The sequence below is a fragment of the Protofrankia sp. Cj3 genome, assembly GCF_917627355.1.
Lineage (GTDB): Bacteria > Actinomycetota > Actinomycetes > Frankiales > Frankiaceae > Protofrankia.
Map to the genome: position 1 here is coordinate 1 of NZ_CAKJTR010000139.1, position 13,387 is coordinate 13,387.

14 protein-coding genes are annotated in these 13,387 nt (G+C 66.7%); all 14 read left to right on the plus strand.

Annotation, left to right across the window (positions count from 1 at the left end):
- Window positions 1-75: 75 nt before the first annotated feature.
- Window positions 76-1,146, plus strand: coding sequence for a peptide chain release factor 1 (prfA, locus tag MJ783_RS17155; protein WP_239311496.1), 1,071 nt, complete (start codon window positions 76-78; stop codon window positions 1,144-1,146).
- A complete protein-coding gene (prmC, locus tag MJ783_RS17160; RefSeq protein ID WP_239311498.1) occupies window positions 1,143-2,099 on the plus strand; it encodes a peptide chain release factor N(5)-glutamine methyltransferase in 957 nt (318 codons plus the stop codon). The genes prfA and prmC overlap by 4 nt, the downstream gene beginning before the upstream one ends.
- Before the next feature lie 55 nt (window positions 2,100-2,154).
- Window positions 2,155-2,841: an L-threonylcarbamoyladenylate synthase gene (locus MJ783_RS17165; RefSeq protein ID WP_239311500.1), complete on the plus strand. Its 687-nt coding sequence runs from the start codon at window positions 2,155-2,157 to the stop codon at window positions 2,839-2,841.
- A 184-nt stretch (window positions 2,842-3,025) separates the two neighbouring features.
- Window positions 3,026-4,282: a serine hydroxymethyltransferase gene (gene glyA / locus MJ783_RS17170; RefSeq protein ID WP_239311502.1), complete on the plus strand. Its 1,257-nt coding sequence runs from the start codon at window positions 3,026-3,028 to the stop codon at window positions 4,280-4,282.
- Between the two features lie 101 nt (window positions 4,283-4,383).
- Window positions 4,384-5,493, plus strand: coding sequence for an MraY family glycosyltransferase (locus tag MJ783_RS17175; RefSeq protein WP_239311504.1), 1,110 nt, complete (start codon window positions 4,384-4,386; stop codon window positions 5,491-5,493).
- Window positions 5,490-5,930, plus strand: coding sequence for a hypothetical protein (locus MJ783_RS17180; RefSeq protein WP_239311507.1), 441 nt, complete (start codon window positions 5,490-5,492; stop codon window positions 5,928-5,930). The genes MJ783_RS17175 and MJ783_RS17180 overlap by 4 nt, the downstream gene beginning before the upstream one ends.
- Window positions 5,927-6,256 (plus strand): AtpZ/AtpI family protein, encoded by a 330-nt coding sequence (locus tag MJ783_RS17185; RefSeq protein WP_239311509.1) that lies wholly within the window; start codon window positions 5,927-5,929, stop codon window positions 6,254-6,256. The genes MJ783_RS17180 and MJ783_RS17185 overlap by 4 nt, the downstream gene beginning before the upstream one ends.
- Before the next feature lie 392 nt (window positions 6,257-6,648).
- Window positions 6,649-7,536 carry a F0F1 ATP synthase subunit A gene (atpB, locus tag MJ783_RS17190; protein WP_239311511.1) on the plus strand — a complete coding sequence of 296 codons (888 nt, stop codon included), beginning with the start codon at window positions 6,649-6,651 and terminating at the stop codon, window positions 7,534-7,536.
- Between the two features lie 66 nt (window positions 7,537-7,602).
- On the plus strand, window positions 7,603-7,851 hold the full coding sequence (locus tag MJ783_RS17195) for a F0F1 ATP synthase subunit C (protein ID WP_239311513.1): 249 nt from the start codon (window positions 7,603-7,605) through the stop codon (window positions 7,849-7,851).
- A 16-nt stretch (window positions 7,852-7,867) separates the two neighbouring features.
- Entirely contained in the window at window positions 7,868-8,452 is a 585-nt protein-coding gene (locus MJ783_RS17200) for a F0F1 ATP synthase subunit B (protein ID WP_239311514.1), read from the plus strand.
- A gap of 3 nt (window positions 8,453-8,455) precedes the next feature.
- A complete protein-coding gene (locus tag MJ783_RS17205) occupies window positions 8,456-9,301 on the plus strand; it encodes a F0F1 ATP synthase subunit delta (protein WP_239311516.1) in 846 nt (281 codons plus the stop codon).
- A 74-nt stretch (window positions 9,302-9,375) separates the two neighbouring features.
- The gene (atpA, locus tag MJ783_RS17210; RefSeq protein WP_239311518.1) at window positions 9,376-11,028 is read left to right on the plus strand and encodes a F0F1 ATP synthase subunit alpha; all 1,653 of its coding nucleotides are present in this window, start codon (window positions 9,376-9,378) and stop codon (window positions 11,026-11,028) included.
- Window positions 11,029-11,032: 4 nt separating this feature from the next.
- Window positions 11,033-11,932, plus strand: a complete 900-nt coding sequence (locus MJ783_RS17215; RefSeq protein ID WP_239311520.1) for a F0F1 ATP synthase subunit gamma — start codon at window positions 11,033-11,035, stop codon at window positions 11,930-11,932.
- A gap of 154 nt (window positions 11,933-12,086) precedes the next feature.
- On the plus strand, window positions 12,087-13,387 hold a 1,301-nt coding region (atpD, locus tag MJ783_RS17220), incomplete at its 3' end, for a F0F1 ATP synthase subunit beta (RefSeq protein WP_239311522.1).

Below are 13,387 nucleotides of genomic sequence, written 5' to 3' on the forward strand. Positions count from 1 at the left end.
TCAGGCGGGCCTCCGGCGACGCGATGAAACAATGATCATACCGCCGTTGGCTCTCTAGACCAGGAGATTCCCGAAATGACCACTCCACTCGACGGTCTGCTTGCCGAGCACGCCGAGCTGGAGGACCGTCTCGCCGATCCGTCTGTGCACGCTGACCCGATTCTGGCACGCAGCCTCGGCCGCAGGTACGCGGAGCTGGCCCCGGTCGTGGAGACCGCGCGTGAGCTGGACCGGGTCGATGCGGACCTCGCGACCGCCCGGGAGTTCGCCGCCGAGGATGCCTCGTTCCGCGCCGAGGTCGCGGAGCTTGAGGCCACGCACGCGGTGTTGCGGGACCGGCTGCACACCCATCTGGTGCCCACCGATCCCGACGACGCCCGTGATGCGATTATGGAAATCAAGGCGGGCGCGGGCGGTGAGGAGTCGGCGCTGTTCGCTGGCGACCTGCTGCGGATGTACCTGCGCTACGCTGAGCGACGCGGCTGGCGGACCGAGATCCTGGACGCGAATCCCAGCGATCTCGGCGGCTACCGGGACGTGAGCGTGGCGGTGAAGGCTGGCCGGATGACCACCGGCGGCGTGTTCGGGCGGCTGCGGTTCGAGGGCGGTGTCCACCGGGTCCAGCGGGTTCCGGTCACCGAGTCGGCCGGTCGCATCCACACCTCGGCGGCCGGAGTGCTGGTACTTCCCGAAGCTGAGGATGTCGAGGTCGATATCGACCCCAACGAGCTGCGCATCGACGTGTACCGCTCCTCGGGCCCCGGTGGGCAGAGCGTCAACACGACGGACTCGGCAGTGCGTATCACCCATCTTCCCAGCGGTCTGGTGGTGTCCTGCCAGAACGAGAAAAGCCAGTTGCAGAACAAGGAGTCGGCGCTGCGGATCCTGCGCGCACGGCTCCTCGCGGCGGCCCGCGAGCGGGCGCAGGCGGAGGCATCGGCGGCACGGGCCAGCCAGGTTCGCACGGTGGACCGCTCCGAGCGGATCCGTACCTACAACTTCGCGGAGAACCGGATCAGCGATCATCGGGTCGGTTTCAAGGCGCACAATCTCGATCAGGTACTCGACGGTGAGCTTGACGAGGTACTGGACGCTCTTGTCGCGGCGGACCTGGCGGCGAGGCTTTCGGCCGGGGCCGGGTCATGACGTCCGGTGAGCCCAGCGCCGGGCTGGCCGCGCATGTGCTGGACAGCGCGGTCACCACTCTCGCCGCGGCCGGGGTGCCAAGCCCCCGGTCGGACGCTGAACAGCTCGCCGCGTATGTCACCGGCGAGCCCCGGTGGCGGCTGCGGCGGACGACGGCCATCACGCTGGCGGATCAGGACCGGTTTCAGGATCTGGTCGCCCGTCGGGCCGCGCGGGTGCCCCTCCAGCACCTGGTCGGCAGCGTCGGGTTCCGTTATCTCACCCTGGCGGTGGGCCCCGGGGTGTTCATACCCCGGCCGGAGACCGAAGTCGTGGTCGGATGGGCCCTCGACGCGGTTCGAGCGGCTGGCTGGGCGCGGCCGATCTGTGTGGATCTTTGTACTGGTTCCGGCGCGATCGCCCTCGCGCTCGCGGAGGAACTGCCCGGCGCGTGCGTACACGCCGTCGACGTTGATCCGGAAGCCTTGGTGTGGGCAGGTCGCAACATCGTCGATCATGGTTTTGTCGGTACCGACAGCCGGGTGACGCTGCATCGCGCCGATGTCGGGATCGACCCGGCTGGGCATGGCCGCAACGACGGTCGCGAGCCAGCTACGGCGGTTGTCCAGCAGTTGGCAGACCTGGTAGGTCGAGTCGATCTCGTGGTGAGCAACCCGCCGTACCTGTGGGACGACGAACGGGACAAGGTTGATCCCGAGGTCGGCATACATGATCCGCCCGCTGCCCTGTGGGCCGGGCCGGATGGTCTGGCGGGGGTCCGCGCGGTCGTACGGGTGGCGAGTGACCTGCTGCGGGACGGCGGGAAGCTGGTGATCGAACATTCCGACCGCCACGGCTCGGCAGTCCCTGCGCTGCTGCGTGACTCCGGCTGCTGGGAGGATGTCCAGGACCATCTCGACCTGGCGGGGCGGGACCGGTTCGTCTCGGCGTCACGCCGGTCGCGGGAGCGGTAGACGCGCACTGGTGATGTGCTGTGCTGCCGGACTGTGATGAAGGATCGCTGAAGTAATGGGGGAGCCAGTGAGGCCAAGGGAGTCGGCAAGCGAACGGTATGACTGCACGGACCCCGGACAGCGTGCGGCCGGGCTGGAGGCAGCCGTCCGCTCGGTGCGCCACGGCCGGCTCGTCGTGTTGCCCACTGACACCCTGTACGGCGTGGGTGCGGACGCCTTCGATCAGGTCGCGGTCCGCGCGCTGCTCGCGGCCAAAGGCCGTGGCCGGGACATGCCGGTGCCGGTGCTCGTTGGCTCGTGGCGCACCCTGGACGGGCTTGTCGAGCGGGTTACCGAGCCGGTCAGGGACCTGGTCCGGGCATTCTGGCCGGGTGGGCTGACCTTGGTCGTGCCATACGCGCCGTCGTTGAGCTGGGATCTCGGTGATGCCCGTGGCACTGTGGCGGTGCGGATGCCGCTGCACCCGGTCGCGATTGAACTGCTTGGCCGTACCGGGCCGATGGCCGTGTCCAGCGCGAACATCAGCGGCCAGCCACCCGCGACCACGGTGGATGACGCCATGGCGCAGCTCGGTGATTCTGTTGAGGTGTACCTTGACGGCGGTCCGTGCTCGGCCGGCATCGCGTCGACGATCGTTGACTGTACCGGTGAGGTCCCGCGGGTGCTGCGGACGGGCGCGATCGGTATGGCGGCGCTGCGCGAGGTGCTGTCCTCCGTGCAGGAACCCGCCGCGACCGCATGACACCCTCGGCCGGTCGCGGCCCCACGCCGTAAGCTGTCGGGGCGGGGGTTGGACCAGCCGAGGACGGGGCGTTGCGATCGGGACACTCCCCTGTCTGGCCGCTTCCGGCCCGGCGGCCTTCGCGCGGACGGCGCAATCGCGCGGCCAGGGCCAGGCGCGCGGCGCGCACGAGGAGAGGCAGCTTATGAGCACCCCGTTCTGGGGCCCGGACTTCGATCAGCTCCAGGCCGAGGACCACGAGATCGCGGACGTCGTCCTGGCCGAACTGGACCGGCTCCGTGGGGGTCTTCAGCTCATCGCGAGCGAGAACTTCACCTCGCCGGCGGTGCTGGCGGCCCTCGGGTCGACGTTGTCGAACAAATACGCCGAGGGCTACCCGGGCCGTCGCTACTACGGTGGCTGCCAGGTCGTTGACCGCGCGGAGGAGATCGGCATCGCTCGAGCGAAGAAGCTCTTCGGCGCCGAGCACGCGAACGTGCAGCCACACTCCGGAGCGCAGGCCAACTTCGCGGTGTACGCCGCGCTACTCGCGCCCGGTGACACCGTGCTGGCGATGTCGCTGCCGCACGGCGGTCATCTTACTCATGGTAGTCGGGTCAACTTCAGTGGGAAGTGGTTCGATGTCGTCGCCTACGGGGTGCGCGAAGACACCGAAATGATCGACTATGACGAGGTCCGCGACCTCGCGCGTCAGCATCGACCTAAAATGATTATCTGTGGCGCCACCGCGTATCCCCGGCTGATTGACTTCGCCGCCTTCCGCTCGGTCGCCGACGAGGTCGGGGCATGGCTGGTGGTCGATGCCGCGCACTTCATCGGTCTGGTGGCGGGCGGGGCCATCCCCAGCCCGGTGCCCTATGCCGACGTGGTCAGTTTCACTACTCACAAGGTCCTGCGTGGGCCGCGGGGTGGAATGATCCTCTGCCGCGAGGAGCTGGCCCAGCGGATCGACAAGGCGGTGTTCCCGTTCAGCCAGGGCGGCCCGCTCATGCACGCGGTCGCGGCCAAGGCGGTGGCGTTGCGGGAGGCCGCCACCCCCGCCTACGCTGACTACGCACGTCAGGTCATCGCTAACGCCCAGACTCTCGCGGACGGGCTCGCCGCGGAGGGTGTGCGGCCGGTTGCCGGCGGCACCGACACGCATCTCGCCCTATTCGATCTTCGCGCTCTTGGCGTGACCGGTAAGGACGCGGAAGCCCGGTGTGATGCCGCGCGGATCACACTGAACAAGAACGCCATCCCGTATGACCCGCAGCCGCCCGCGGTTTCCTCCGGTATCCGGGTTGGCACCCCGGCGGTTACCACCCAGGGCATGCGGGAGGACGAGATGAAGGAGATCGCGGCTCTGATCGCCCGAGCGGTCCGTGACCCGCTCGCCGCCCCCGATGTGGCCAGAGCGGTCTCTGTCCTGGTCGGCCGGCATCCTGTCTACCAGCGCTAGGGCGTGTCTTCTTCGATCGTACGGATCAATGCCCACATCGACCAACATCCATCAGGCACGCCGTGGTGGCGGCGCGGTAGATCAGCGAAGGTTGCGGGCTGTTGCGGGAGTATCTGCTCGTATTCGCGGTGTCGGCAGCGGTCACATTCCTGTGCACGCCGGTCGCACGGGGCTTCGCCATCTGGATCGGCGCCGTCGCTGGCGTCCGTGACCGTGACGTACATGCGGTGCCGACCCCGCGTCTCGGTGGGCTCGCCATGCTCGCGGGGCTCGTGGCCGGTCTGGAAGTCGCCGATAACCTGCCGTTCCTGTCCTCGGTCTCGCGGGACTGGGCCGAACCACACGCGGTGGGTGCCGCGGCCATTGTGATCTGCCTGCTCGGAGTCGTGGACGACCGGTGGCCGCTGGATCCGCTGACGAAGCTCGCGGGTCAGGTCGCGGCCGCCGGGGTGATGGTTCTGCTGGGCGTCCAGTGGTCGTTCGCTGTCAATCCGGACAGCGACACCACCGTCAGCCTCGGACCGGAGACAGCCGTGCCGCTGTCAATTCTCGCCACGATCGTTCTTGTCAACGCCATGAACTTCATCGACGGGTTGGACGGTCTTGCCGCGGGGGTTGCGGCAATTGCCGCGGGAGCCACGTTCTACTTCGCCTACGAGGTTGCTGTGATCAATCACTTCTCCCGGGCGGCGCCGGCGGCGTTACTGGCCGCCGTCACCGCCGGGGTGTGCCTCGGCTTCCTGCCGCACAATTTCAACCCGGCCAGGCTGTTCATGGGGGACTCCGGCTCGATGTTGGTCGGCCTGCTCTCAGCCGCTTCCATGATCTCGGTAACCGGCCAGGTCGCCTATGGCGGATACGCCGGGCCGTCCCGATCTCTGCCGTCACTGATTCCGCTGGCTGTTCCACTGGCCGTGCTGGCGGTGCCGTTCATTGACCTCGGGCTGGCCGTGGTCCGCCGGACCCGTGCCGGCCGGTCGCCGTTCGCCGCGGACAAGATGCATCTGCACCACCGGATGCTGGAAATCGGGAAATCCCATGTCCGCGCGGTTCTCATCATGTACTTCTGGGCAGCTTTGCTCGGCTTTGGCGGGGTGGCCGCCTCCTTCTCGCGGCAGCCGCTGCCCATTCTCGCCTCCGTGGTCGGCCTCGGTCTGATCGGGCTCCTGGCGCTGTTGCTGAGTGGCCAGCGATCGGTGCGGCGAGTATGATCGTTTCTGCCGGGCGGACGATCAGGCTTGGTTTGGGCGTGCTTGCCATCATTGCGCTGCCCGGCCTGGTGGCCGCGGGTGTCGCCCGGGGTACGGCCGGGATTGTCGCTGTTGCGCTCGGCCTGTGCCTGGTCGGGTTTTTCTTCACAGCGAGCAAGGTGGTGGTGAGTGTCGTCGCCCGGCGCGCGAGGGCGATGGTGCTACCTGCTGCGCTCGGCACCTACCTTATGAAGATCGTAATTCTGGGTGCTCTGCTCGTGAGCCTTGAAGGGTCGAGCACCATCGACCTCACCGCCTTCGCCTGGGCCATCTTTGTGGGAGTTTTCGGCTGGCTCGGGGCTGAGCTGTGGGTGGCCACGCATACCCGGGTCCCGTTTTACGATCCCGCGCTCTTCCGGGCGCGGGAAGACTCCCGTCGTGACACTCTGAACACGTGAACAAAGCCGAGCCGAATCCGGAGGAGAGCGGGCAGGAGCCCGGTGGCGGAGGGCAAGGTGATCACAGTACTGCTCGCCCGGCCGGGGACCCCGATCGGCCTGCCGGTGACGGACCGCCACGCCGCCCGTACCGGCCGGGCCTGATCTCTGACGAGGCCTGGACGGCGGTCGGTACCCTGTTGGCCGGAATCGGGTTCTGGGGGCTGGTCGGCTACGGGATCGATCGGCTCGTCGGTCTCGGCACCGTCTTCCTGCCGGTCGGCGTCCTTGTGGGTATGGCTGCTTCGCTCTATCTCGTGATCAGTCGCGCTACGCGGCGTTTCTAGGCGGCCACGATGGTTGCTTAACGTCTTCATTCGAATTCTCAGCGTGAGACATAGATGACAAAAACGAACTGGTAGGTTACTTTCGGATAAACAAGGGAGCGAACAGGCCTTCGCCGGCCTGGAGTTGATGCCGGTCGCTACGGGGTGTGGATAGTATCGCCAGTGCTGGGTGTCCACTCACGGACATCTGGTGTGAGTCGTGTCTCCCGTTGGTCCTGCCGGGCTCATGATCATGCTGTGTCGATGGATGGTCATGTGTGGCGCGGTGCCCTACCCGGGGGGAGCCGACCCGCGCCAGGAAGGGCTGTCCCGCCTGAACCAGATAGGGTAAGTCCACACCGCCGCCGGTACGGCTGCGTCTCTTCCTCAGCTGGTGAGAGTATATTTTGATCATGGAGGTGTCCGTCGTGCCGGTCCCCGCGGGACCCCTGGTCCTCGCTGACGAGGGCTTCAAGGGCCCGACCAAGGAGGTGTTCCAGCCGCCGCATTGGTTCGATGTCGATCTTGGGCCTGTTCATTTTTACCTGAACAAGGCGACTGCGCTGGGGATCTTCGCCGCGCTTTTCGTCGGTGTGCTCTTCTGGCTCGCCTTCCGGCGGGCCACGGTCGTGCCCCGCGGACTGCAGAACGTCTGCGAGTCGGTCTATGACTTCATCGACACGTCGATCGCCCGGGACGTCATCGGGGAGAACGGGCGGAAGTACACCCCGTACCTCCTCGTGCTCTTCAGCTTCGTGCTCATCTGTAATGTGCTCGCGATTGTCCCTGGCGCTCAGTTCCCGCCGACGTCGCGAATCGCCATTCCGATCGTTCTCTCCGCCGTCACGTACGTGCTGTTCAACCACGCCGGCATCAAGGCCAACGGCGCCCGGGCGTACTTCGGCCACATGATCAATCCGGCTCCGACCGCGCCCGTCTTCGTCAAGGTTCTCCTTGGACCGATCGAGGTCATGTCGACCCTGCTCGTGCGGCCGTTCACGCTGGCGGTCCGGTTGTTCGCGAACATGTTCGCCGGCCACATCCTGCTGCTGGTGTTCTCGCTCGGCGCGGAGTACCTGCTACCCAAGCCGCCCTTTGTCTTCGGACTCGCCTCGCTGCTCATGACGATCGTGCTGACCGGCTTCGAACTCGTCATCGACGGCTTGCAGGCGTACATCATCACAATCCTCACGGCCGCCTTCATCTCCGGTGCGATCGAATCCGGTGGCGGACATGAGAGTTCTCCCGCGGCTGACCATGCTCACGCAGTGAGCGGGGCGCCCGCCGGAGCGCACGCATAAAAAGGTTCGGACACCCCGATCAGCACCGTGGCAGGTCCCGGTGCCCGACTGGAAAAGGAATATGAGATGGCAGACACCCCTTCCTTGGTGCTTGCTGCTGCCGATCAGGTGAGCGGATCCCTTGGCGCGGTGGCCTACGGCTTGGCGGCCATCGGGCCGGGTATTGGAATCGGCCTTATCTTCGGCTTGGGCGTGCAGGCGATAGCCCGCCAGCCCGAAGCGGAGCAGGTGGCCTTCCGCTATATGATCATTGGCTTCGCGCTGGCGGAAGCACTGGCTCTGATCGGTTTCGTCGTCCCGTTCGTCTTCCCCTAAGCCGGAGGGAGACACCGTGGTTGCCACAACACTGTTGCAAGCCGCCGGGGAGAGCGGGCATTCGGACGAGAACGTCCTCATTCCCCCGCTTGGCGAGCTGCTGATCGGTACTTTGTCGTTCGGCCTGCTCGTGGCCTTCTTCTTCTGGAAGGTCTATCCGCAGATCAAGCGAGCGTATGCCGAGCGGACCGAGGCTATCGAGGGCAATCTCGCCCGTGCCCAGCATGCTCAGCGGGAGGCTCAGGAGCTTCTCACCTCCTACCGGGCGCAGCTCGCCGACGCGCAGACCGAGGCTGCCCGTATCCGTGAGGACGCCCGTGAGCAGGGAGGTCGGATCCTCGCGGAGCTGCGTTCCCAGGCGGGTGCGGAAGTCGCCGAGATCAAGGCACGTGGCGAGGCACAGCTCGCCGCGGAGCGGGCGCAGATCGTCGCTCAGCTCCGGCGTGAGGTCGGTGACATCGCCCTCGAGCTGGCAACGAAGATCGTTGGCCATGAGCTGGAGCGCGATGACCGCCAGCGTCAACTGGTCGACGACTTCATAGCCGGCCTGGAGCACCCAGGCGAGCCGGCCGTCCCAGCTCCGGCTGGTCCGGGGGGCTGACGCGTGGAGGGATCCAGCCGACGTTCTCTGGACGCGGCGCGTGCTCGCCTGGATGAGTTGACCATGCCTCCGCCACCCGGCATCAGGATGCGGTCCCACTATCCGGTCGATCTCGGCCGGCTGGCGGACGATCTCGAAGCTGTGGGGGATCTTCTCAGCCGGGAGCCGGCGATCCGCCGGGCGCTGGCTGATCCGGGCACCCCCGGATCGGCCCGCTCCGGCCTCGCGGCCCGCCTGTTCGATGCCAAGGTCTCGGCAGCGGCTCTCGACATCCTGCAGGTTGTGGCTACCGGCCGGTGGGCCCGGCCGCTCGATCTCCAGCGTGCCGTGTCCGAGCTCGGGGTCGAGGTCCTGCTCGCCCAGGCACAGCGCGAAGGCGTCCTCGACGATGTGGAGGACGAGCTGTTCCGGTTCGGCCGCATCCTCAACCGGACGCCCGAACTGTCGTTGGCGCTCAGCGATCCGGCGGCCCCGTGGCCCGCGAAGCGGGAACTCGTGGCCACGTTGCTGGACAGCAGGGCCAAGGCTGTAACGACACGTCTCGTCCAGCGTGCGGTTGCGGAGCGCTACTATGGAGATCTTGAGCACCGTCTTGAGCAACTGACCGTGATCGCGGCGGCCCGCCGGAACCGGCTCGTCGCTGTGGTGCGCACGGCTGTCCCTCTCGCGGGGGACCAGATTTTTCGGTTGCGGACAGCGATCAGCCGGTATTTTGGTCGCGATGTCCAGCTCCAGGTGGACGTCGATCCGGCCGTTCTGGGCGGCGTTGTCGTGCGGGTGGGTGACGAGGTGGTCGACGGCAGCGTCCTCCGCCGCCTCACCGACGCGCGCCGGCGACTGCACCGATAGAGCGCTCTCGTGGACACCCAGACCGCGCATGACCTGCGGGACGTGCCCTCACCATTTATTGAAGGACCGAAGCGATGACTGAGCTCTCCATTCGACCGGAGGAAATCCGCGCCGCCCTCCGGGACTACGTCGACTCCTACCAGGCATCCGTCGGGGAGCGTGAGGAGGTCGGCCGGGTCGTCGTCGCGGGCGACGGCATCGCGCGGGTCGAGGGCCTGCCGCACGTCATGACCAACGAGCTGCTGGAGTTCCACGGCGGCGTGCTGGGCCTGGCGTTGAACCTTGACGTTGCCGAGATCGGCTGCGTCATCCTCGGTGACTCCGAACACATCGAGGAAGGCCAGGAGGTCCGTCGCACCGGCCAGATCCTCTCCGTCCCGGTCGGAGACGGTTTCCTCGGCCGGGTGGTCGATCCGTTGGGCCGCCCGATCGACGGGCTCGGCGAGATCGTCTCCACCGAGAGCCGAGCGCTGGAGCTGCAGGCACCCACGGTCGTCCAGCGCCAGCCGGTCAAGGAGCCGCTCCAGACCGGTATCAAGGCGGTGGACGCGATGACCGCCATCGGCCGTGGCCAGCGTCAGCTGATCATTGGTGACCGGCAGACCGGCAAGAGCGCCGTCGCACTGGACGCGATCATCAACCAGCGGGAGAACTGGGCGACGGGGGATCCGAAGCTCCAGGTCAAGTGCGTGTACGTGGCGGTCGGACAGAAGAAGTCGACCATCCGGGCTGTCCTCAACACGCTGGAGGAGACCGGCGCGCTGGCCTACACGACCATCGTGGCGGCGCCCGCTGACGAGCCAGCCGGCCTGAAGTACCTCGCACCCTATACGGGGTCGGCAATCGGTCAGCACTGGATGTACAACGGCCAGCACGGGCTGATCGTTTTTGACGACCTGTCGAAGCAGGCTGAGGCATACCGGGCGATCTCGCTGTTGCTGCGCCGCCCGCCGGGCCGTGAGGCTTATCCCGGCGACGTCTTCTACTTGCACTCCAGGCTGCTGGAGCGATGCGCGAAGCTGTCGGACGAGCTCGGTGCCGGCTCCCTGACCGGTTTGCCGATCATCGAGACCAAGGGCAACGACATCTCCGCCTACATTCCGACGAACGTCATCTCCATCACCGACGGGCAGATCTTCCTGGAGACCGACCTGTTCAACCAGGGTGTCCGTCCGGCGATCAACGTCGGTACCTCGGTCTCCCGCGTGGGCGGGAGCGCCCAGATCAAGGCGATGAAGTCGGTCGCGGGGCGGCTGCGCCTCGACCTCGCGCAGTACCGCGAGCTGGAGGCCTTCTCCGCGTTTGGCTCGGATCTCGACAAGGCCTCGCGGGCGCAGCTTGAGCGGGGCGCGCGCATGGTCGAACTGCTCAAGCAGCCGCAGTACGAGCCCTTCCCGGTCGAGCGGCAGGTTGTATCGATCTGGGCGGGTACATCCGGGCAGCTCGACGATGTGCCGGTCGCGGACATCCGCCGCTTCGAGCGTGAGTTCCTCGACTTCATCGAGCGGATCCAGCCGGGGGTCTACCGGACCATTCAGGGTACGGGCAAGCTGGACGACGACACCGTCAGCGCGCTCGAGCAGCTGGTCGCGAAGTTCAAGGCCGAGTTCACGCTGTCGGGCGGGCTGCCGCTGGTCAACGAGCCGCTGCCGGAGAGCCTGGACCCGTCCGAGGTGGAGCGGGAAGCTATCAAGATCCATCAGGCGAAGCCGAAGGACGAGGACTGAGGACGTGGCCGGCCAGCTCCGTGAGTACCGGCGCCGCATCCGCTCGATTCAGTCGACCAAGAAGATTACCCGCGCGATGGAACTCATTGCCGCATCCAGGATCGTGAAGGCCAAGGCGAGGGTTGCCGCTTCCCGGCCGTACGCGGACGAGATCACCCGAGTAATCTCCGCGGTGGCGTCGCAGACCACTATTCGTCACCCGCTGACGACCGAACGCACAGATCCGCGGCGAGCCGCGATCCTCGTGGTCACCAGTGACCGCGGCCTTGCTGGTGGTTACAACGCCAACGTGCTGCGCCGGACGGGTGAGCTGCTGGAGCTGCTGCGCGCGGAGGGCAAGGAGCCGGTCCTGTACGCGGTCGGGCGCAAGGCCGTCACGTACTACCGTTTCCGTGGCCGGGAGCTGGCCGGCGAGTTCATCGGTTTCTCCGAACAGCCGGGCTACGACAACGCCAAGGAAGTGGCCGATGCGTTGATCGCGCGCTTCCTGGACCCGTCGGGGGAGAGCGACCGGGTGGACGAGATTCATGTGGTCTACACCGAGTACGTCAACACCCTGGCCCAGCGACCGGTTGCGCACCGCATTCTGCCGCTTGTGCTGGAGGCGACCGCCGAGCCCCCACCTGGCGGCCCGCTTCCGCAGTACGAGTTCGAACCGTCCGCGGAGGGCGTGCTCGACGCGCTGCTCCCTCGCTACGTCGAGAGCCGGTTGCACGCGGCGCTGCTGGAGTCCGCGGCGTCCGAGTCGGCGGCCCGCCAGCGAGCGATGAAATCCGCGACTGACAACGCCGGTGAGTTGATTAAGACCTACACCCGCCGGGCGAACGCGGCTCGTCAGGACGCCATCACTCAGGAGATATCGGAAATCGTCGGCGGGGCCAACGCCCTCGCCCAGGTTTCCTAGCCGACCGTTACACCGAAGAATGCTCGAAGTCACCGGCCGCGGGAAGAGCCGCCGGTGACTTCGGGGTATGACATGCAGATGAACCGCTTGAAGTCGCTGGCCTCCTGGCGGAGCCGTCAGTCGCGGAGGGCACCTTGATGAAGCAGAGGACGCCATGACCGTCACCACTACCTCGCCCGCCGCGGTGGAGGGCAAGGCCCCTGGGATCGGCCGGGTCGCCCGTGTTATCGGCCCGGTCGTCGATGTGGAGTTCGCGCCCGACGAGATCCCCGAGATCTACCGTGCGCTGCGCGTCGAGCGCACCATCGACGGGCAGACCGCAACGCTGACGCTCGAGGTCGCGCAGCACATCGGTGACAACACCGTTCGGGCGATCTCCATGCAGCAGACCGACGGTCTGGTGCGTGGGGCACCGGTTCAGGACACCGGCTCACCGATCACGGTTCCTGTTGGCAACGCCACCAAGGGGCACCTGTTCAATGTGCTCGGCGAGCCACTTGACGTCGAAAGCATCGCTACCGACGTACGCAGATCGATCCACGCGTCGGCGCCCCCGTTCGACCAGCTCGAGTCGAAGACGGAGATGTTCACGACCGGCATCAAGGTCATCGACCTGCTGGCACCCTACGTGCGCGGTGGGAAGATCGGTCTGTTCGGTGGTGCCGGCGTCGGCAAGACGGTTGTCATCCAGGAAATGATCAACCGTGTCGCCACGCAGTTCGAAGGCGTGTCGGTGTTCGCCGGGGTCGGCGAGCGCACCCGGGAGGGCAACGACCTGTTCCTGGAGATGACCGAAGCCGGCGTCATCAAGGACACCGCGCTGGTCTTCGGGCAGATGGACGAGCCCCCGGGCACCCGGCTGCGGATCGCGCTCGCCGCGCTGACCATGGCGGAGTACTTCCGGGACGTCCAGAAGCAGGACGTGTTGCTGTTCATCGACAACATTTTCCGTTTCACCCAGGCTGGTGCCGAGGTCTCGACCCTGCTCGGACGCATGCCGAGCGCGGTGGGCTATCAGCCCACCCTGGCCGACGAGATGGGCGTCCTGCAGGAGCGGATCACCTCCACGCGCGGCCACTCGATCACTTCGCTCCAGGCGATCTACGTACCCGCGGACGACATCACCGACCCGGCCCCGCACACCACGTTCACGCACCTCGACGCGACCACGGTGCTTTCCCGGGCCATTTCCGATCTGGGGATCTATCCAGCGGTTGACCCGCTCGACTCGAGTTCACGCATTCTTGACGCCCGTTATCTGGGGCAGGATCACTACGACGTGGCGCGTGAGGTGCAGCGCATCCTGCAGCGTTACAAGGATCTGCAGGACATCATCGCCATCCTGGGTATCGACGAGCTTTCCGAAGAGGACAAGATCCTCGTCAACCGGGCGCGGCGTATCCAGCGGTTCCTGTCGCAACCCTTCTTTGTCGCCGAGCAGTTCACCGGCATCCC